Genomic DNA, 20,425 nt, shown 5'->3' with positions numbered 1-20,425 from the left:
GTAATTTTTTTAAAAACAAATGAAAATATAATTGAGTATATGATTAAAAATACTTTAATTAATGTAAAGTAAATTTACTGTAAATAGAAAAAAATATAAATTTATAATTAAGATGCCTTTTGAAGTAAAATATGAGGGCATCGCTTACAGTTGATGCCCTTTTTTTGATACTTATTACAGCATTTACTTTTTGGCTTAATACAATTAGACGAACAAACACTATCACAAACTGAAGTGTTTGTCATAGTAATTGTTGGCTTATTATCAGTATAAAATATAATCATTATTATAAAATATACTGCAAATATAAAAGTTTATTTAGAATAAATAAAAATAAAAAGTTGTTAAAATTGAAAAGAGGTTTCTTCTTAAAATGAAGAAAACCTCTTTTTTTGAGTTGGAGAACAGTTATTTAACAAGAAGAGCAAGAAGCACTTTCTTTTTTTACACCAAGTTTTACTAAAATAGTTTCTAACAAACACCATTTTGTAAAGGCAGATTGTATCATATTTAGACCAATAAAGACACCAAACCACAACCAATTTATGCTTACATAGTAAGATAAAGCTACCATTAATAAAACCATAAACCCTACTATTACTCTAAAATACGTATTTAACATTTTCTTATTTTTAAATTATTATGTAAATCTTTCTATGGGCAACACCACTCCTTTTACAGGATTGTTGGTTTCCATATTATTATTAAAATCTGTTATTAAATTGAACAATACATCAATATGTTCATCATCTGTAAAAGAGAAAAACAATATAGACTCATTACCATTTTTTGCTGAAGAAAACCAATTAGATGCTATTTCTGATGGAATATTTTTAAATCCACTAATTTCTGTAACACTTAAATTTTCTATCGAAGCTTTTTTAAAGATTTTTAAAATGGCTTTCTGAAATTCTTCTACTGCTGTAACTAATACTAATTTCATCTGATTATATTTTTATTTATAGTTTTTCTTCTCAATCATATAATATACCAATGGCACTACTAATAAAGTTAGCACTGTACTCACAATAGTTCCTCCCATTAAAGAGATTGCCAATCCTTGAAAAATTGGATCAAATAAGATGACAAATGCTCCTATTACTACAGTTCCTGCTGTTAATAAAATAGGTGTAGTTCTTACAGCTCCAGCTTCTATGGCTGCTTGTTTTAACGGAATGCCTTCTGCCAATCTTAGGTTGATAAAATCAATTAATAAAACAGAATTTCTTACCATAATTCCTGCTAAGGCAATCATTCCAATAAATGAGGTAGCTGTAAAAAAGGCGCCCATCATCCAGTGACCTATAATAATTCCGATTAAGGATAAAGGCACAGCAACCATCATTACAACAGGTGCTTTAAAGTTTTGAAACCAACCTACAATTAAAATGTAAATTAAGATTAATGCTCCTAAAAATGCGATTCCTAAATCTCTAAAAACTTCTAAGGTTATTTGCCATTCTCCATCCCATTTTACAGTAAAATCGTCTTCAAAATCTGGCTGACCCAAATACATTTCATTTAATTGATAACCTTCTGGAAGTTTAATTTCTTTCAATTTCTTTTCCATTCCTAAAATTGCGTATGCAGGACTTTCCAATTCGCCAGCCATATCAGCCAACACATACACCACTCTTTTCTGATTTTTTCTATAAATACTTTTTGCAGCAGTTGTTTGTTTAATTTCCACTAAATCTGCAATAGGAATCATATTTCCTTGTTTCGATGTTACTTTTAATTGAGAAATATCAGAAATGGTAGATTTCTCTTTTTCATCTAAACTCAACACCAAACCAACCTGATTTACAGCATCTTCATCATATAAATTGGTAATTGGTCTATTAGATAAAGCCATATTCATGGTATAAGCTATTTGCTGAGGAGCCACTCCATACAACATGGCTTTTTCTCTGTTTATTTCAAACTGATATTCTTTTTGGTTGGCTTCTACCATCCAATCAATATCAACTACATCCTCTGTATTTTTTAGAATATTTTGAACATTATTTGCTATTCTAATTTGTTCCTCATAATCTGGTCCATACACTTCTGCAACAATAGTGGATAAAACTGGTGGTCCAGGTGGCACTTCTACCAACTTTACATTGGCATTGTATTTTGCTGCAATTTTCTGAATTTCTGGTCTCAATAATTTGGCAATTCCATGACTTTGAATAGAACGTTCTCCTTTATCTAACAAATTCACTTGAATATCTGCCATATTAGAACCGCCACGTAAATCGTAATGACGAACCAAACCATTAAACGTAATAGGTGCAGAAGTACCAATATAGTTTTGGTAATTCACCACTTCTGGTCTTGTGGCTAAATACTGAGCAATTTCTTGAGTAACTACTGCTGTTCTTTCTAACGTAGTTCCTTCTGGCATATCAATTACTACTTGAAACTCATTTTTGTTATCAAAAGGCAACATTTTTACGGCTACAGAATTGGTTAAAAACAAGCCCATTGTTGCTATTAACACAAAGAATGTTCCTCCTAAAAACAACCATCTTTTGGTTGTACTTTCTAATAAAGGTCTTTCTAGCTTATTGTAAATTTTGTAGATTAAAGTATTCTCTAAAGGTTTTTCGGTCTTCTTTTCTGCTCCTTTTTTATCTTTTTCTCTTAAGAAAATATAACCTAAATAAGGGGTTATTGTTAAGGCTACAAATAATGATAAAATCATTGCAATAGAGGCTCCTATTGGCATTGGTGCCATATAAGGCCCCATTAAACCAGATACAAAAGCCATTGGCAACACAGAAGCAATTACGGTAAAAGTTGCTAAAATGGTTGGGTTACCAACTTCATTAATAGCATATAAAGCCGCTTGTTTAAAAGGCAAGCGTTTCATTTTAAAATGCCTATGCATATTTTCGGCAATAATAATGGAATCATCCACCACAATACCTGTAACAAAAACCAACGCAAACAACGTAATTCTGTTTAAGGTATAATCTAGCATATAGTAGCTCAACAAGGTTAATGCAAACGTGATTGGTACTGATAAAAACACCACCAAACCACCTCGCCAACCCATAGCAAGCATCACTACTAAAGTTACTGCAAAGATAGAGCCAATAAGGTGTAACAATAATTCTGATACTTTATGAGAAGCAGTTTCTCCATAATTTCTAGTAACTTCTACGTGTACATCATCAGGAATTAAAGAGGTTCTTAAATGGTCTACTTTATCGATAATTACTTCTGCAATTTTCATAGCATCTGCACCTTTTCTTTTAGCAACAGATAGGGTAACTGCAGGGTATTCAGATTTGTATTTTTCTGATTTATCACTCGCTTTTCCAAAACCTAAAGACACGTAATTTTGTGGAACTTCTGGTCCGTCTATAATTTTTGCAATCTGTTTTAAATAAATAGGCTGATTTTGTTGCACACCAACCACCAAATTTTCTACATCGGTTTTAGAGGCTAAAAACTTGCCTGTTTTTACTAAAAACTCGGTATCATTTTTATCAAAACTACCCGAACTTAATTGGGTGTTATTGGCTTTTATCATTTCTGAAACCGATAAGAAATCTAATCCGCTTGCAGCCAACTTGTCTTTATCTAAAACCACTCGTAATTGACGGTTTCTTCCCCCAATTTTGTGGGTAATCGAAACGTCATTTACCTTTTTAATTTCGCTTTCTAATTCTTGTGCCATTTGCCCAAGCTGAAAATCGTTATAATTTTCGCTCCACAAGGTTAATCCCAGCATTGGAACATCATCAATAGCACGCGTTTTTACCAAAGGAAAAGTAACTCCTTTTGGCATTTGATCCATGTGTTTGTTAATTTCATTATATAATTTTACAAACGAACGCTCAATGTCTTCGCCCACGTAAAACTGCACAATTACCATCGCTTTTTCGTTCATCGAAGTAGAATACACGTATTCTACACCTTTGATATTTGAAATTAATTTCTCTAAAGGTTTTACCACTCTAGACTCTACTTCTGTAGGACTTGCACCTGGATATCCTACAAAAATATCTGCCATTGGCACATCTATTTGTGGTTCTTCTTCACGCGGAATTAAAAACGAGCTGTACACACCAATGACCATAAACACAATCATTAGCAATACCGTTAATTTAGAACCGATAAAGACTTTTGCAATTTTTCCTGCTAAACCTTCTTTCATATTGTTTCTATTTTTGGGCGTTTTAACAGGCTATCCGTTTCAATCTTTTTTTGCCATTTATGGCAGCAAAAAAAGGATTTTCACTTCTATCCTTAACGCGACTTTTTAGTTATTGAATTGAAATTTTTGCTCCGTTAAATAATTTTCCATCAGCAGAAATGATATAAGATTCTGATGCTGATAAACCAGATAATACCTCTACTTTATCTCCATAAGTTCTTCCTAAACGCAACCAACGTAACAAAGCTGTATTACTTTGACTTACAGTATACACTCCAGATAATTGTCCGTTTTTTACAAGAGCTTCAGTAGGAATTAGCACCATTTCTGATTTTACCTTTTTATCCACAGGAAACTGAACTGTGGTAAACATTCCTGATAAAATATTTGCATTGGTTTCTTCTAAATTGATTTTTACCAAATACTGCCCACCTGTATTTTTTGCAGAAGTGCTTACTTCTGTTACTTTTCCTTTAAGAGTTGTATCAATAGATTTTACTAAAACATCTACAGAAGTTCCTGTTTTAATTTGTGAAATTTCTGTTTCTGGTACCATTGCCATTACTTCAAATTCTTTTGGAGTTTCTATACTAATTAATGGCATTCCTGGATTTGCCATATCTCCAGATTTAATGTTTTTACTTGTAATTATTCCGCTAAAAGGAGCAGTAATGTTAGCATAAGCAAACTGTGCATTAATTTCGTTTTTCATTTGTTTAGCAGACTCTAAACTTGCTTTTGCCATTTGGTAATTGGCAGTCATATCATCCATTTCTTTTTGAGAAATACTTTTACTTGCATATAAATTTTTAAAACGGTTATAATTTTTCTCTGCATTTGTAAAAGCAGTTTGTGCTTGTACAATACCAGCATCTACCTGTGCTTTTTTGGCTTGTAAATCGGCATTGTTAATTGCAATTAACAATTGTCCTTTTTTAACTTTATCGCCAACATTTACGTATACTTTTTCTACAAAACCCATCATTCTTGTGCTTACTTCTGCACTATTTGTAGCTTGTATTTTTCCGCTTACAGATAAAAAGGAATTGTTTGCATTTAGCTTAACTTTAGCAACTTTAACAGGTAATGTTGGAGCGTTATCTGTAACAACTTTTTTGTCTTCACTACCACAACTATTAAATACTAATGATGTGGAAATTAGCGCGATGATGTAAATATATTTTTTCATTTTAATAATTATTCTTTAGTTAAAAATTGGATGTACGTTTGGGTAAAATTGTATTCGAAAACAGTTTGATAATACTCTAATTGTTTTTGAGCAAATTGCGTTTCTGCTTGTAATAAATCAGACGTTTTTTCTAAACCTTCTTTAAATCTATTTTTACGGATTCTTAAAGATTCTTTAGATTGTTGCACTGCTAATGCTGTTAGTTCTAATTTATTTTTAGCATCTATTAATTGACGTTTTACTTTGTTCAATTCTAAATTACTTTGCGATACATATTGATTGTAAGCCAACTTTGATTTTTCGAATTCTGCTTTACTTTTTTGTGCTTTTCCAAATCGTTTTGAACCTTGAAAAATGTCCCAACTTAACTGCGCACCAATTAAGTATCCACTTGCATTGCCTTGAAAAATGGTATTGTCATAGAGTTCATAACTTCCAAACGCATTTAAACGCGGTAAAAAGGCCATTTTATCGGCTTTATTCATTGCCTCATAAGCTTTAGTAGATAGTTCCATTGCTTTGATATCAGATCTGTTTTCTGAAATCGTTTTGTTATCCATAGAAAAATTAGAAACCGTTAAACTATCTGTTGGTTTATAAATTACAAATCCATCATCATTCATTAAAAAAGACAAATAATTAGAGGCATTTTGTACGTTACTTTTTGCAGTTTGTAATTGATTTTTAATTTCTGTAACTCGTACCTCTACATTTAATACATCTGCACGCTGTAATAAACCTTGTTTAAAACTGTTCTCTGCTAATTTTTGGTTTTCGTTTGCTGTCTGTAAAGCTTTTTCTAAAACCTGCTCACCTTTGTAGGCCAATTGCAATTGCATATAGGCTTTTTCTACTTCAAAAGTTAGGTAATCCTCCGTTCTTTTAGATTGCAAAGACATGGCATCCATTTTAGATTTAGCAGCTTTTCTTTGATAAACTCCATCTAAATTAATAAGCGGTTGTTCTACTTTTATAATGGTTGCAAAATTCTGAGTTTGTGCTGGGTTGTTTAACAATGTAGGATTAAAATCGTTCTGCGTTAAAATGCCTTGGTTTAATTTAGACCCAAACGCCATTAACGGATTTGTAGTAGAAATACCTGTATGACTTGCTGTAATATTTGGTAAAAAAACAGCATTGGTTTGTTTATAATCTGCTTTTGCAGCATTAAACGCTTCTTTAGAAATTTTTAAGGATAAGTTCTTTTCAGAAATTTTAGATAACACCTCAGACTTACCTATCGAAATTATTTCTTGTGCAGGCAATTGTTTAGAAAACAATAACACAATTATAAAAATGCTTTTTACTATTTTTTTCATCTATTTTATTTTAACAATGCAAAACTAAATCGAATAAAATGTTTTTTTAGTAACATTAGTTACCAAACAAAAAGCACTTAAATCTCTATGATTTAAGTGCTTTCTAACCCAACTGAAAACTAAAATTTAATTACATTGCTCTTGACTACTATTTACTATCGAATCAAAGGCGTCTTGAGTGATAAATTGAGGTGTATATGTGCCTTCATTATTATCTAAACCTCTCATAAAACTTCTTAAATGATTTCTTGAACCGCATATTAAATTTTGATAAATACTTATAAGAGTACTATTTTTAGTTAGTGAAACATAGTTTTCTAAATCTTTGATATCCAAATCTTCTATAGTTGCACCAATTTTTAATGCATTTATAACACTTTTTGCACCATCTTCTTTAAATGTATTGTAATGCGCTTGTAAATCTTTATTACTAAAAACTCCTTTTGGTAAAATAGTGTAAGAAATCTCGTTTTGTTTTAATACATCTTCTATAGCATCCATATGGGCTTGTTCGCTTTTTTTTATGTTTTCAAACTGACTTAAACTCCAAGTATTGTCTAAATACTCATAAGTATCTCTCGCTAATTTTTCTTCTTCTAACATAAACAATAATGCATCAATATCTTCCTGCAAAATTGTTGTACTTTCTTGAACATCTTCAACATCATTCAAGTCAAATAGTATAAATTCATCTTGTGAACCATCTGAACATGCATTTACAACTATAGCTAAAATTATTATAACAAATAGAACCGTTACTTTTTTAATTACATTTTTCATAATCTCTAATATTTAAAATTCATAGAATAAAGGTATTATAAAAAAGAGTGGTTATAAGTAACCTAAGTTACACGAATATGTTACTTTTGAACCCTATATTTGCGCTGTAAATACGTTGATACAAACCTTATAATATTTGATTTTTTTATCAAAATATAAAACCCTTTTTTATGCTTTTTTTTTAAGCAGTCTTGTGTTGTACAATATGTTACGAGTTTCATTTACGTATATTTATTACAATGTAGATCCTATTGGTTTTATTGCAGAATTGTGTGAGAATAAAGATCAACCCGAATTGCAATGTAATGGAAAATGTCACTTAAAAAAAGTTACAGAAAGTAGTAAAAGTTCAGAAGAAGCACCTCTTCAAATCGTAGATTTTAAAGATATTTTACTACATCAGCATACCATCTGCCAAGTTGATTTTCAAATAAATATAGCTGCAAAAAAAACATTTTTCAACTATCAAAATTATTATGACTACTTGATCATTGACACAAGTTTTCACCCACCACAAGTTTAGTTTTACTTCAATTTAAAAAACAGGCTGTTTAAAAAGTATAAAATCCATGTCATTTCGACTGTAATGGAGAAATCTTAATTTTTGATCATCAAATAGTTAGATTTTTCGACTTCGCTCAAAATGACATATAGATCTACTTTTCAGAGAGCCTACACAAAATCGTATATAAAAACTAAAATTTAAAAAATGAAATTATTTTTTAGTGTGTTATTATGCACACTTATTTCTTCATCTTTTTTATCACAAGAAAAAAAGGATGTAGAAAAAGATACCCTAAAAAAAGTACAATTAGATGAGGTAATTGTAACCGGAAAATTAAAAACAGATCCTATACATACCATTATTTCTAACAGATATGATAAAAATGTGGTACAGCCGAAAAACGTAGCAGATTTATTTAACAACATCAATGGTTTTTCTGTAATTAAAAGAGGAAATTACGCCATAGACCCATCTTTTAGAGGAAGCCAGTATGAACAATTAAATATTCAATATGATGGAGGAACCAAAGCCATGCATGCTTGCCCAAATAGAATGGACCCGATTACAACGCATATTATTCCAGAAGAAATTGCTAAAATCGAAATTATAAAAGGACCCTATACAGTTCGTTATGGAGCTACTTTTGGCGGAATTGTAAATATGGTTTCTAAAAAAACAAACTATTTAGACAATGGTTTTTCAGGAAAATTTTCATCTGGTTTTGAAACCAATGGAAATTCTACCGTAAATATGCTGCAATTACAGTATATAAAAGACAAATATGATGTGGTTGGTAATTTTGGTTACAGAGATTTTGGAAGTTATACAGATGGTGATGGTACAGAAATACCTTCTTCTTTTTTAAGCACAGATTATGGTGTAAAAGTGGGTTATAATTTTACCGATTTTGAGCGTTTGCAATTTCATTGGAGACAATCTTTTGGACGTGATGTTTTACACGCAGGTTTGCCTATGGATACAGAGTATGACAATAGTAGCATTGCTTCTTTAGACTATAAAAAAACGAATTTATCAGGAAAATTAAATAGTATTTCTGCCAAAGCGTATTATAGTTATGTAGATCATTTAATGACCAATACCAACAGACCTTCTTTTATGATGACAGAAGCTGCTTCTGCTGTAGAAGCTACAACAATGGGTGGAAAAATTGAACTGAATTGGCAACCTACTAAAAATGTAGATATTTTTACAGGTGTTGATGCGATGTTAATTGCTAGAGATGGTGGAAGAACGCGTTTGGCAAAAATGATGAACGGAAACATGCTCCCTACTCCTAGAGAATTTAACGATAAAGTTTGGCAAGACTCATATGTTAATGATTTTGGCTTATTTACAGAAGCAAAATGGTTGTTTGCAGAAAATACTTTGTTAACTGCTGGGGTAAGATATGATAGAATAATATCTGACATCAAAGACCCAGAAGCAGATTTTGCAGCATTGTATAACTTAGAAAAAAGAACAGAAAATAATATTAGTGGAACTGTTTCATTAAAAAAATTAGTTTCTAAAAACTTTACTCTAGAGGCTGCTTTTGGTAGAGGTGTACGTTCTGCAAATATGATAGAGCGTTATATCAATCACTTTACCATCAATCAAGATCCTTTTGAATATATAGGAAATCCCGATTTAAAAGCAGAAGTAAACAATCAGTTTGAAGTTGGTTTTAAAGCAAAAAATACCAAAAACAGTATTAAATACGCAGCTTCTGTGTATTATTCTGATTTGCAAAACTTTATTGTGGGTATTGTAGACCCTACTAAAACCAGAAAATTTATGCCAACTGCACAACCTGTAAACCCTAAAGTGTTTCGAAATTTAGACAACGCTTACAGAACAGGTTTTGAAGCTAGTTTTGAAACTGCCCTTACTACTGATTATTATTTTAAATCTGAAATGGCTTATGTGTATGCTAAAAATAAAGATTTAGACGAATCTTTGCCCTTAACTCCGCCTTTAAATGCTAGATTGATTTTAGGAACTACCAAAGAAAAATATTGGGCAAATGTACAATACAATATCACCAGTTCTCAAAACGAAATTGCCCCAAGTTTTGGAGAAACAAGTACAGATGGTTACCAAACTATTGATGTTCGTTTAGGATTTAAACCTTTTAAAAATGCTAACCTTGGGTTTGCAGTTATAAATGTTTTTGACAAAACCTATAACAACCATTTAAACTTTAGTTTTAACAATCAAGCTAATTTTGGTAGGGTTCCTATTACTGAACCTGGAAGAAATTTTACTGCTTTTTTACAGTACAATTTTTAAAAATAAAATAGGGCATTAACTTTTTAATGCCCTATTTTAAAATAACTATCACTAACTAAATTTACTATTTTTTCAGAACTTCATTTAATACTAAATCTTTATCTAATTTCTTTGTACAAAAAAACCAGTCTTTACAGTCTAAATCTTCTGTAGATGCCATTCTTTCTTCTGCCACACCACAAGATCCTGCAGGAGATACAATTACATCATCTCCAGGATTCCAATCTGCAGGAGTCGCCACATTAAATTTATCTGATGTTTGCATTGCTATTAAAGCTCTATACAACTCATCAAAATTTCGGCCTAAACTTAAAGGGTAATAAATAATAGCTCTTACAATACCTTTTGGATCTACAAAAAACACCGCTCTTACTGCTTGCGTTTTACTTTCTCCAGGTTGAATCATGCCGTATTTTTTGGCTACATTCATAGAAATATCTTCAATAAGAGGAAATTTAACTTCAATATTTTCCATTCCATTGAATTTAATTTTATCCTTGATAGTTCTTAACCACGCAATATGGCTGTATAATCCATCAATAGACAGTCCTATTAAACTACAGTTTGCTTTGGCAAATTTTTCTTCTAAATGTGCAAAAGTCATAAACTCTGAAGTACAAACAGGTGTAAAATCTGCAGGATGACTAAATAAAATTGACCATTTTCCTGAATAATCAGAAGGATAATTTATATCTCCTTGTGTAGTTGTTGCTGTAAATTCTGGTGCTTTATCACCAATTCTTGGCATACTAAACACGTCTTGTTGTTCTTGTATACTTTCCATTTTATTCTTTTTAATTATTTATTAATTCTTGTTCCTCCATGTCCACCTGCTACAATAATCATAATTTTAACACTTAAAATGATAAACTTAAAAAATTGTAGAATTGGATTCATCATTCTAAATCGCATTCTTGGAGATATTCTTCTCATACTGTTTCTTTTTATGAATTATTGTTGTTTTTGAATGTACTCTTGCCTTAGCATCAACCTTTGTTGGTTTGATTCCTATTCAGGAATCAACATTATTAGTTTGATTCCTATTCAGGAATCAACCACCAAAAAGGTTTCATTTTTGCTTTATATATAAATGCATAATGCAGCATTAATTTAAGCCAATGCCCTGCCAAACCAATAGCTCCAAAGGTTTTACCCAAATGTCTTCCATGAGAATCTGGATATTTTACAAAATCTGGCACAATTGGATATGTTGTGATACTTACTCCACTTCCGTCCCAAAAACCAAATCCTGCAGACGCAATACATGCTGCACCCATATTTCCCATAGATCCTTTGTGATGCAAAGATTCACCTCCTTTTTTAATAGAATCTATAATATTATCTGCAACTAATTTTGCTGTAATTCCTGATGGCATTCCTGTTCTTGGTGGTGCAGGAAAAATAGGTGTTCCGTTTTTACTTGTTCTTGGTTTAGAAATTGTATGTGGTGGCGCAAATGCAATTCCTGGTGCAAAAATATTTTTATAACTAGGGTTTTGATACGTTTCTGGCCAATCTTGAACCGTCCATTCTTCGTAAGGTTTTGCTGTATAATCAGCATCTACAATCATAAAACCTTTAAACAATTTTTCTGTAATATCTTTTTTATTTTTATCATAAGCTTTAAATCCATGACCAGAAAAAGCTGGAATTAACATGGCAAAATCATAGGTTTCTGATTTGTATTCGCCATCTAAATTCTCATAATGAGCAACACCATCTTCAATTTTATTTACACCAGCTCCAAGTATCCATTTAATGTCTCTATCTTCAAAAATCATTTCAATCATTTCGCTAGATTTCATTATCATATCTCCATAACTCATCAGCATTCCATCCATCCCAAAATCGCCTAAACTGTACTCGTTTGAGATCCAAGTAATTTCTGCCATATCTCTAACTTTATGACGACGTAATTCTTTTTCTACATTTAAAATATACTCAAAAGCGGCACCTTGACAAGTAGATTTTGCATGACCTGTACCAATTAAAATTTTCATTTTTTTGCCAGCTTTCATTTGCTGAATAGATTCGTTTAAACCTTCCCATGCATGATCTGCATGTGTATATGTACAAACAGAATAGGTTTTATTTTTACCAGGAATCAGTCCTTCTGTGGCTTCAAAATTTAATTTTGGTCCGGTAGCATTTATTAAATAATCGTAAGTAACTTTTTCTTGTTTTCCTTTATTTTCTCCCACAACATACTCTGCCAAAACATATGGTTTTTCTTCATTTACATCTCCTTCAGGAAAAAAAGAAATTGCTTTGGCTTGTTTGTACCCAATTCCTTTCTTTTTATATAAAGGGGCCAAAGGAAATAAGATTTTTTTAGATTTCATCCTACCAATTCCTACCCAAATATTAGAAGGAATCCATTGATAATTGCTATTAGGAGAAACTACAACAACCTCATGTTTTTTAGCCAACTTTCTTCTTAAATGAGAAGCTGCTACGTGCCCAGAAATCCCAGCTCCTAAAATGACAATTTTAGACATAATTATTAATTTTTACATAAAGGTAATTTTAATATTAGATGTACACAGTAACATATGTTACAGATTCTAAATGAATTACAAAAAAAAAAAAAAAGATTATTAAAACTAATAACCTCTTCTAATTAAAAACTAAGTAAAAATTTGTAAAACAAATTATTAATAAAATTATTAATAAAATTATTTTTTAAGTAATTTTTGCCTAATCTTTTTATTGTTATTTTTAAAAACCAATATATATTCACCAGAAGCTTCTTTAGTTAAATCTAAAGAAACTTTTTTTATTCCTATTGTATTTTTTAAAGTGATGGTCTTTATTTTTTTTCCTAAAACATCAAATATTTCTAAACTGCTTTTTTCTGTATTTGGTGTAAAAACCTCAATAGAAAAAAGACCTAGTGATGGGTTTGGATATACTTTTACATTATAAATATTGTCTAACTTAAGTGCAACCTCACTTGTACTTAATGTGGATTTTTTATCGATAAATACTTTAAAAGCTAAATTACTTGCAGAACTTTGCGAACCATCATTAATAAAAAAAATATTTTCTTGTGTACTTTCTATTCCTCCAAAAATATAACCAACTAATGTTTTGCCTTCTTGTAAATTATTCAAATCTACAATTTCATCAGATACATAATTAGTTTCATTATGCAGTGGAATAAACTCTGCTCCAGAACCTAAAAAAGTTGGCATTTCTATTCCTAAACTACTTTCTTCCATAGTACCATCATTAAACCTAGAAACTTTACTTATGGTTTTTACAAATGGTACATTATCATCTTGTATTAGATTGTTATTGCCATCTAATTTATATTGACTCATACCTCCAAAAAATAAGGTGTGCATTATATTATTTTCTTCATCAAAAACAGGAATTTTTGCACTGTGATATTGACTTAAATATTGATTAAAATTATTATTAACGGTATAACCAGAAGCAGTAACATCTACTGAATTTAACCAAGGTAAATTAGCTGTATGTTGAAAAACTCCACTAAACATAGTAAATCCTTCTGTGCCATCTGGAAAAATTTGATATGCCATATTGTAATCTCTTCTATGTAAATTATTGGTATCTTGTTGCGCTGAATAATTTGCAATACTTAGGTTAGTACCATCATCATTGATTTGAAATGTTCTAATTTCATCAGTATATTTCTGTACAAACCCTTGTCCATTACTTGGACCTCTAGGATTATATTTTCCTTCAAAATATTGACCTCCACATAAATAAAATACATCGTTTAACAAACCCAATTGACCACCAGTTACAGCAAGATTTGTATCGGAAATTTGTCTAAAAAAGGACGTGATAGTTGTATTATTTATAACTGCATTAGCTAAACCATCAATATTTACTGCTGTTAATTTATCATACGTTATATGGTCATTTTGTGTGGCACTAAAACCATATCCACCAATAATATATAAAGTGTTTCCTCTTTGTATAAACTCTTGATTTGTAGATTGTAATTGTTCAAACAATGATGCTGATAAAACACTTATTGAAGTGCTCCAAGTTTGTTTTGCTACTGGATCTATAACAAATACATTTTTATTATTATCATTCTCTAAAAAAGAGGCAAAAGGTTGTCGCTGATGTAAACCATCAATTCTACCACCGAAAATTACCCATTTCCCATCAGACGTTTTACCCCAAGAAAAAGAATGTACACTTGGCGCATTTGTAATTACCAATGGCTCTATTTGAACTGTAAATTGATCTTGAGATAAACTTGAACTTACTATTAAAATTGAGAATAGAAACGCTACTATTATTTTCATAATGCTGTTTTTTTTAATTTGATAAAATTATTAAAACAAATTCTTAACTAGTGCAACTTTTGTTACATAAAAAAGCATCCTAAAGGTGCTGTATAAACTATAAAGATTGAATATTTAATAACTTGTATCATCTAACTTCACTTTTCCATGAAATGTTTTGTACAAAAACAAAAAATACCCTGCCAGAAGTGGTGCTCCAATTACCACGATAGTTAGCATAATGCCTAACGATTTTTGTGAAGAAGCTGCATTGTATATAGTAACACTAAATTTAGGATCTATGGTAGAAGGTAATAAAACAGGATACAATTGAAAAGCAACTAACATTAATAAAAACGCCATAGTTAACGACGAAAATACCAGTGCATTTCCATATTTTTTCTTTGAAACCAACCTTGGCACATTTGCTACTGCTAAAAATGCCAAAATAGGCAGTATAAAAAAGACAGGGTATTCTTTAAATTTATCGGTTACTCCAGGTAAAAAAACTAAAGTATATAAAGAAGTTATTGCAAATGAGACAATAAAAAATATCATTCCTTTTTTTAATAGAAAAGTTAACCTTTCATACAAACGTCCTTCTGTTTTTAACAATAAAAAGATAGCCCCTTGCGTCATAAAAATAGATAAGGTTGTGAAACCCACCATAATTGCATACGGACTTAAAAAAGCAAAGAAAATACCACCTTTATAACTGAAGTTTTCTCCGATTTCAAAACCTTGCAGTACGTTTCCTAAAACTACACCTAATAAAAAGGCAATTAAAGTATTGGAAACAAAATAAATAATATCCCAGGTTTTTCGCCACCAAATCATTTCTTCAGCGCTTCTAAATTTTATAGCAGCAGAACGTAAAACTAGCAATACTAAAAACAACATAAACGGAATATACATTGCAGATAACATGGTAGCATACATTACTGGAAAACCTGCAAACAAAGCACCACCACCAATAATTAACCATACTTGATTGGCATCCCATAGAGGACCAATGGCATTAATAGCAATTCGTCTGCTCAAATCTTTTTTTAAGAACAAATGCCAAGCTCCTGCACCATAATCAAAGCCTTCTAAAATTGCATATCCTGAAAATAGTAACCCAACCACTAAATACCAAAGTGTTGGATAATCGATCCCTAAAAAAGTTTCTAATTCTACCATTTTATATAATTTTTAAATCGTTTTTAGCTTCATCATAAGGCCCATGTTTTATTTTTTTATTTAAAGAATACATAAACAAAAGAAATAATAGCGTGTAGACTACTAAAAATAAGATTAATGAGAAAAGAATTTGGTTTGATGATACTTCTTGCGAAAAGCCTTCACTAGTTCTTAAATGTCCGTAAACAATCCAAGGTTGTCTACCCATTTCTGCAGCAAACCAACCTACTTGATTGGCTATTTGAGGTAAAATAACCGAAAACGCAAAAATTTGCAACAACCATCTTTTATCAAATAATTTTCCTCTCCACCATAAAAAACTTGCATATAACGTTAATCCTATAAAAAACATTCCTATAAAAACCATAATATGATAAAACTGAAAAACGGCATTGACTTGGCTTGGCCTGTCTTCTTCTGGAAATGCATTTAAACCTGTAATTGGTGCGCTAAAATCTTGATGCACTAAAAAGGACAATCCACCAGGTAAAGCCAATCCTACAACTTGTTGCGTTTGATTATTTACCCAACCAAACAAATACAAATCTGCGGGTGCAGACTTGTCATAATGCCCTTCCATAGCCGCTAATTTTGCAGGTTGATTTTTTGCAACTCCATCAGCAGAACTATGCCCAGAAAGCAATTGTGTTAATGAAAATATTGTGGCAACCAAAAGCGCAATTTTAAATGCTTTTTTAGAGATTTCTATATACCTACCTTTAAGTAAATAATAAGCATGTACACTTAGTACTAAAAATGCACCTGCTAAAAATGCACCTTGCCAAACATGAATAATTCGATCTACACTTGATGGGTTAAAAACCATTTCCCAAAAATCGGTAACTTCTGCTCTTGCGTTAAAACCTTCGCCAACAATATGATACCCTGCAGGAGTTTGTTGCCAACTATTGGCTACAACAATCCAAACTGCAGAAAACATAGAACCTAAAAAAACACCAATGGTTGATATAAAATGTACTTTGGGTGATACTCTATTCCAACCAAAAATTAAAATACCTAAAAAGGTACTTTCTAAACCAAAAGCAAACAAACCTTCTGCAGCTAAAGCGCTCCCAAAAATATCACCCACGTATTTTGAATAAACAGACCAATTGGTACCAAATTCAAACTCCATTATAATTCCTGTAGCAACACCAATACCAAAAGTTATGGCAAATATTTTTAACCAAAAACGGGTTAACACTTCATACTGTTTGTTACCCGTTTTTAAATATAAACCTTCCATAATTACCATTATAAGCCCAATACCAATACTTAAAGGTGGGTAGATATAATGAAAAGCAATTGTGAAGGCAAACTGAATTCTTGCTAATATTTCTGTATCCATAATTTACCAATATTTTATAGTAAAATTATAAACTTTTTTAGAAAAACACAGTAACAAAAGTTACCAAAAGGTTAAAATAAAACTACGCTTTTTTTAGCTGTACAAAAAGCTCCAAACCTTGTCTATTCTGAAAAGAATTATAACACGTTTCCATATTAATTTCTTTAAAATAAAAATGAAAATACTTTAAATACTCATCTTTACTACCACCAAATGGTGGATGATCTTCGTTAAGTTTTGCATTGAAAAGCAAACCTACCAATTTTCCGTTTTTATTGAGTAAATTATGCATTTTAGAAGCATATTTACGTCTTAAATCAGGATTGATGGCACAGAAAAAAGTTTGTTCGATAATCAAATCGAAAGTATCTTCTAAATCAAAAAAATTGGCATGAATTAATTGATTTTCTGGAAAATTAGGAACCCTTTTTTTTAAGTTTTCTAAAGGTTGTTTTGCAATATCTACAACATACACATTTTTAAATCCGTTGTTAAAAAGATACTCAGCTTCGTAAGAATTTCCAGCACCAGGAATTAATATTTTAAATGCTTTGTTACTGAATTGAGCAAAATAGGCTTTTAAAGGCGGAGATATTTCTCCTAAATCCCAACCTGTTTTATCTGTTTCGTATTTTTTTGCCCAAAAATTCTCGGATAAATTCAACATTTCTTACATTCTAGTTATAATTTAATAGCAATGACTTTAATCATTTTCCTACCAATAAAATAGCTTTTATATTTGCTACACAGTCCAAATTAAACAATTTTATGGAAACTTTAATCGCCGCAAAAGAAAAATTGAATAAAAAAGGGTTTTTAGATCTAGAAACTCCCAACATTAATTATGTTGAAGAAATTCTAAAGTTAAAAAAAGAAAAAAATGCAGTTATATTGGCTCATTATTATCAAATTGATGAAATTCAAGAAATTGCTGATTTTGTTGGTGATAGTTTGGCATTGGCACAACAAGCTGCTAAAACAGATGCTGACATGATTGTTTTTGCAGGGGTTCATTTTATGGCAGAAACTGCAAAAATTTTAAATCCTACAAAAAAGGTTTTATTACCAGATTTATTAGCAGGTTGCTCTTTAGCAGATTCTTGTCCGCCAGAAGAATTTTCGGTTTTTAAAGCAAAACATCCAGATCATAAAGTAGTTACTTATATTAATTGCTCTGCAGAAATTAAAGCGCTAAGCGATATTGTTTGCACCTCATCTAATGCCAAAAAAATAATTGATTCTTTTCCAGAAAATCAACCCATTATTTTTGCGCCAGATAGAAATTTAGGCGATTATTTAAATAAAGAAACAGGTAGAGAGATGTTACTTTGGGATGGTGCTTGTATGGTACATGAAGCGTTTTCTATGGAAAAGTTGATAGACTTGTACAAAGAACACCCTGATGCAGAAATCATTGCGCATCCAGAGTCTGAAGCGCACTTGCTAAAAGTTGCTAAATACATTGGCTCTACATCAGGTTTATTAAATTACGTAAAAAACAGCGAAAAGAACAAGTTTATTGTAGCCACAGAAGCTGGTATTTTATTTGAAATGATGCAAGAAAATCCAAATAAAACCATTATTCCTGCACCTGCAAAAGAAGATAATACTTGCGCTTGCAGCGAATGTGCCTACATGAAAATGAATACAATGAAAAAGTTGTATTTATGTTTAAAACACGAATTGCCTAATATAGAAGTTGAAAGTGAATTGGCTAAAAAAGCAATTGTACCTATAAACAGAATGTTAGAATTATCTAAATAAAAAAACAAATGGTTAGTAACGATAAAATAATTACATGCGATTTTTTAGTAATTGGCTCTGGAGTTTCTGGATTAACTTTTGCGCTAAAAATTGCAAAAGAACACAAAGATTCTAAGGTTATTATAGTTACTAAAGATTCTCAAAGCGAATCGAATACCAAATATGCACAAGGAGGTATTGCAACCGTTTTTAATAAAGATGTAGATAGTTTTGAACAACATGTGCAAGATACTTTAGTTGCTGGTGATGGTTTGTGTGATGAAGATGTTGTTAGAATGGTTGTAGAAAATGCTCCTAAAAGATTAAAAGAATTAATTGAGTGGGGTACACAATTTGATAAAAATGAAAATGGTTATTACGATTTAGGTCGTGAAGGAGGGCACTCTCAAAACCGAATTTTACATCATACAGATATCACTGGTGCAGAAATTGAACGTGCGTTATTAACGCAAGTAAACGCATTGCCAAACATCGATTTTCTTACCCATCATTATGCCATAGATTTAATTACAGAGCATCAACTAAAAAAGAAAAAAACCAAAAGAAATGGAAAAATTTCTTGTTATGGCGCTTATGTTTTAGATGAAAAAAAAGAGCGCGTAAAAACAATTGTTAGTAAGTTTACCTTGCTTGCTTCTGGTGGAAATGGCCAAGTTTATGAAACCACTACAAACCCAACTGTAGCTACAGGAGATGGAATAGGAATTGCTTACAGAGCCAAAGCAGAAATTTCTGATATGGAGTTTATTCAGTTTCATCCAACAGCATTATTTAATCCTGGAGAATATCCTGCATTTTTAATTTCTGAAGCTGTTAGGGGTTTTGGTGCTAAATTAAGAGATTACAATGGTAATTTCTTTATGTATAAATACGATGAAAGAGAAGAATTAGCCTCTAGAGATATTGTTGCAAGAGCTATAGATAACGAATTAAAAATGAGCGGAAAACCTCATGTTTATTTAGATTGTACACAATTAGATATGGAAAAATTTAAGGAACATTTTCCGAATATCACCAAGAAATGTTTGTCTTTAAATATTGATGTTTCTAAAGATTATATACCTGTTGTACCTGCATCACATTATATTTGTGGTGGTGTAAATGTAAACAAAAAAGCAAAAACTTCTATTAAAAAACTCTATGCCTGTGGAGAAGTAACCAGAACTGGTTTACATGGTGGAAACAGATTGGCCTCTAACTCTTTATTAGAAGGTTTGGTTTATGCGCATAACGCTTTTAAAGATATTTCTAAGAAGTTAAAAAAAGCAAAATTTCCAGATAATGTACCAGCTTGGAATGATAGTGGTGTAAAAAAGAATATGGAAAAAGTTTTAATTTCTCATGATAGAAATGAAGTAAAAACAATAATGACTAATTATGTAGGCATTGTGCGTTCTAACGAACGTTTACAACGTGCAGAAAAACGTTTACGTGTTTTATATGAAGATAATAAACGTTTGTATGATTATTCTGAACTTTCTGTAGATTTGTGCGAATTAAGAAACCTAATTACAACTGCCTATTTAATAACCCAGTTTTCTAAAAAAAGAACGGTAAATTGTGGTGGTTTTTACAGTTTAGATTGCACCTAAAATAAAAAAACACCTGAAATTTAATTCAGGTGCTTACTAACC

17 protein-coding genes are annotated in these 20,425 nt (G+C 31.0%); 4 read left to right on the top strand and 13 right to left on the bottom strand.

Going from position 1 to position 20,425, the window contains the following annotated elements:
- Positions 1 to 412: 412 nt before the first annotated feature.
- The 6 genes from SJY27_RS12125 to SJY27_RS12100 all read right to left on the bottom strand — a co-directional run bounded on the left by SJY27_RS12125 (position 413) and on the right by SJY27_RS12100 (position 7,438).
- Positions 413 to 622 (bottom strand): DUF2892 domain-containing protein, encoded by a 210-nt coding sequence (locus tag SJY27_RS12125; protein ID WP_397445110.1) that lies wholly within the window; start codon positions 620 to 622, stop codon positions 413 to 415.
- Between the two features lie 18 nt (positions 623 to 640).
- Positions 641 to 943 carry a hypothetical protein gene (locus SJY27_RS12120; protein ID WP_397445109.1) on the bottom strand — a complete coding sequence of 101 codons (303 nt, stop codon included), beginning with the start codon at positions 941 to 943 and terminating at the stop codon, positions 641 to 643.
- Positions 944 to 955: 12 nt separating this feature from the next.
- Positions 956 to 4,150, bottom strand: a complete 3,195-nt coding sequence (locus SJY27_RS12115) for an efflux RND transporter permease subunit (RefSeq protein ID WP_397445108.1) — start codon at positions 4,148 to 4,150, stop codon at positions 956 to 958.
- A gap of 109 nt (positions 4,151 to 4,259) precedes the next feature.
- Positions 4,260 to 5,339, bottom strand: coding sequence for an efflux RND transporter periplasmic adaptor subunit (locus tag SJY27_RS12110; protein ID WP_397445107.1), 1,080 nt, complete (start codon positions 5,337 to 5,339; stop codon positions 4,260 to 4,262).
- Positions 5,340 to 5,347: 8 nt separating this feature from the next.
- Complete coding sequence (locus SJY27_RS12105; protein ID WP_397445106.1) at positions 5,348 to 6,658, bottom strand: TolC family protein; 1,311 nt, start codon at positions 6,656 to 6,658, stop codon at positions 5,348 to 5,350.
- Between the two features lie 126 nt (positions 6,659 to 6,784).
- On the bottom strand, positions 6,785 to 7,438 hold the full coding sequence (locus tag SJY27_RS12100; protein WP_397445105.1) for a DUF2202 domain-containing protein: 654 nt from the start codon (positions 7,436 to 7,438) through the stop codon (positions 6,785 to 6,787).
- Between the two features lie 205 nt (positions 7,439 to 7,643).
- Here SJY27_RS12100 and SJY27_RS12095 point away from each other — a divergent pair, with 205 nt between their 5' ends.
- Positions 7,644 to 7,961 (top strand): hypothetical protein, encoded by a 318-nt coding sequence (locus tag SJY27_RS12095; RefSeq protein ID WP_397445104.1) that lies wholly within the window; start codon positions 7,644 to 7,646, stop codon positions 7,959 to 7,961.
- A gap of 186 nt (positions 7,962 to 8,147) precedes the next feature.
- A complete protein-coding gene (locus tag SJY27_RS12090) occupies positions 8,148 to 10,232 on the top strand; it encodes a TonB-dependent receptor domain-containing protein (RefSeq protein WP_397445103.1) in 2,085 nt (694 codons plus the stop codon).
- Positions 10,233 to 10,296: 64 nt separating this feature from the next.
- Here SJY27_RS12090 and SJY27_RS12085 read toward each other — a convergent pair whose 3' ends face one another.
- The 7 genes from SJY27_RS12085 to SJY27_RS12055 form a co-directional block, all read right to left on the bottom strand.
- Positions 10,297 to 11,016, bottom strand: a complete 720-nt coding sequence (locus tag SJY27_RS12085) for a peroxiredoxin (RefSeq protein WP_397445101.1) — start codon at positions 11,014 to 11,016, stop codon at positions 10,297 to 10,299.
- Between the two features lie 14 nt (positions 11,017 to 11,030).
- Positions 11,031 to 11,165 (bottom strand): hypothetical protein, encoded by a 135-nt coding sequence (locus SJY27_RS12080; protein WP_397445100.1) that lies wholly within the window; start codon positions 11,163 to 11,165, stop codon positions 11,031 to 11,033.
- A gap of 107 nt (positions 11,166 to 11,272) precedes the next feature.
- Positions 11,273 to 12,730 carry an NAD(P)/FAD-dependent oxidoreductase gene (locus SJY27_RS12075; RefSeq protein ID WP_397445098.1) on the bottom strand — a complete coding sequence of 486 codons (1,458 nt, stop codon included), beginning with the start codon at positions 12,728 to 12,730 and terminating at the stop codon, positions 11,273 to 11,275.
- A 177-nt stretch (positions 12,731 to 12,907) separates the two neighbouring features.
- Positions 12,908 to 14,518, bottom strand: coding sequence for a T9SS type A sorting domain-containing protein (locus SJY27_RS12070; RefSeq protein ID WP_397445097.1), 1,611 nt, complete (start codon positions 14,516 to 14,518; stop codon positions 12,908 to 12,910).
- A gap of 114 nt (positions 14,519 to 14,632) precedes the next feature.
- Positions 14,633 to 15,679, bottom strand: a complete 1,047-nt coding sequence (gene cydB, locus SJY27_RS12065; RefSeq protein ID WP_397445096.1) for a cytochrome d ubiquinol oxidase subunit II — start codon at positions 15,677 to 15,679, stop codon at positions 14,633 to 14,635.
- A gap of 1 nt (position 15,680) precedes the next feature.
- The gene (locus SJY27_RS12060; protein WP_397445094.1) at positions 15,681 to 17,027 is read right to left on the bottom strand and encodes a cytochrome ubiquinol oxidase subunit I; all 1,347 of its coding nucleotides are present in this window, start codon (positions 17,025 to 17,027) and stop codon (positions 15,681 to 15,683) included.
- Between the two features lie 82 nt (positions 17,028 to 17,109).
- A complete protein-coding gene (locus SJY27_RS12055) occupies positions 17,110 to 17,691 on the bottom strand; it encodes a methyltransferase domain-containing protein (RefSeq protein WP_397447920.1) in 582 nt (193 codons plus the stop codon).
- 104 nt (positions 17,692 to 17,795) lie between these two features.
- Here SJY27_RS12055 and nadA point away from each other — a divergent pair, with 104 nt between their 5' ends.
- Both nadA and nadB read left to right on the top strand, forming a co-directional pair.
- A complete protein-coding gene (gene nadA, locus SJY27_RS12050; RefSeq protein ID WP_397445093.1) occupies positions 17,796 to 18,791 on the top strand; it encodes a quinolinate synthase NadA in 996 nt (331 codons plus the stop codon).
- A gap of 8 nt (positions 18,792 to 18,799) precedes the next feature.
- Positions 18,800 to 20,383 carry an L-aspartate oxidase gene (nadB, locus tag SJY27_RS12045; protein WP_397445091.1) on the top strand — a complete coding sequence of 528 codons (1,584 nt, stop codon included), beginning with the start codon at positions 18,800 to 18,802 and terminating at the stop codon, positions 20,381 to 20,383.
- Positions 20,384 to 20,425 lie beyond the last annotated feature (42 nt).

The sequence above is a fragment of the Polaribacter sp. R77954 genome, from assembly GCF_044595335.1.
Lineage (GTDB): Bacteria > Bacteroidota > Bacteroidia > Flavobacteriales > Flavobacteriaceae > Polaribacter.
The sequence above is the reverse complement of the archived record's forward strand: the minus strand, read 5'-3'. Positions and strand labels throughout refer to the sequence as shown.

Coding starts and splice junctions, on each gene's coding strand:
- nadB (WP_397445091.1), top strand. CDS start 18,800: ATGGTTAGTAACGATAAAATAATTACATGCGATTTTTTAGTAATTGGC.
- SJY27_RS12100 (WP_397445105.1), bottom strand. CDS start 7,438: ATGAAAAATGTAATTAAAAAAGTAACGGTTCTATTTGTTATAATAATT.
- SJY27_RS12110 (WP_397445107.1), bottom strand. CDS start 5,339: ATGAAAAAATATATTTACATCATCGCGCTAATTTCCACATCATTAGTA.
- SJY27_RS12115 (WP_397445108.1), bottom strand. CDS start 4,150: ATGAAAGAAGGTTTAGCAGGAAAAATTGCAAAAGTCTTTATCGGTTCT.
- SJY27_RS12075 (WP_397445098.1), bottom strand. CDS start 12,730: ATGTCTAAAATTGTCATTTTAGGAGCTGGGATTTCTGGGCACGTAGCA.
- SJY27_RS12105 (WP_397445106.1), bottom strand. CDS start 6,658: ATGAAAAAAATAGTAAAAAGCATTTTTATAATTGTGTTATTGTTTTCT.
- SJY27_RS12125 (WP_397445110.1), bottom strand. CDS start 622: ATGTTAAATACGTATTTTAGAGTAATAGTAGGGTTTATGGTTTTATTA.
- SJY27_RS12090 (WP_397445103.1), top strand. CDS start 8,148: ATGAAATTATTTTTTAGTGTGTTATTATGCACACTTATTTCTTCATCT.
- SJY27_RS12085 (WP_397445101.1), bottom strand. CDS start 11,016: ATGGAAAGTATACAAGAACAACAAGACGTGTTTAGTATGCCAAGAATT.
- cydB (WP_397445096.1), bottom strand. CDS start 15,679: ATGGTAGAATTAGAAACTTTTTTAGGGATCGATTATCCAACACTTTGG.
- SJY27_RS12095 (WP_397445104.1), top strand. CDS start 7,644: ATGTTACGAGTTTCATTTACGTATATTTATTACAATGTAGATCCTATT.
- SJY27_RS12070 (WP_397445097.1), bottom strand. CDS start 14,518: ATGAAAATAATAGTAGCGTTTCTATTCTCAATTTTAATAGTAAGTTCA.
- SJY27_RS12060 (WP_397445094.1), bottom strand. CDS start 17,027: ATGGATACAGAAATATTAGCAAGAATTCAGTTTGCCTTCACAATTGCT.
- SJY27_RS12120 (WP_397445109.1), bottom strand. CDS start 943: ATGAAATTAGTATTAGTTACAGCAGTAGAAGAATTTCAGAAAGCCATT.
- nadA (WP_397445093.1), top strand. CDS start 17,796: ATGGAAACTTTAATCGCCGCAAAAGAAAAATTGAATAAAAAAGGGTTT.
- SJY27_RS12080 (WP_397445100.1), bottom strand. CDS start 11,165: ATGAGAAGAATATCTCCAAGAATGCGATTTAGAATGATGAATCCAATT.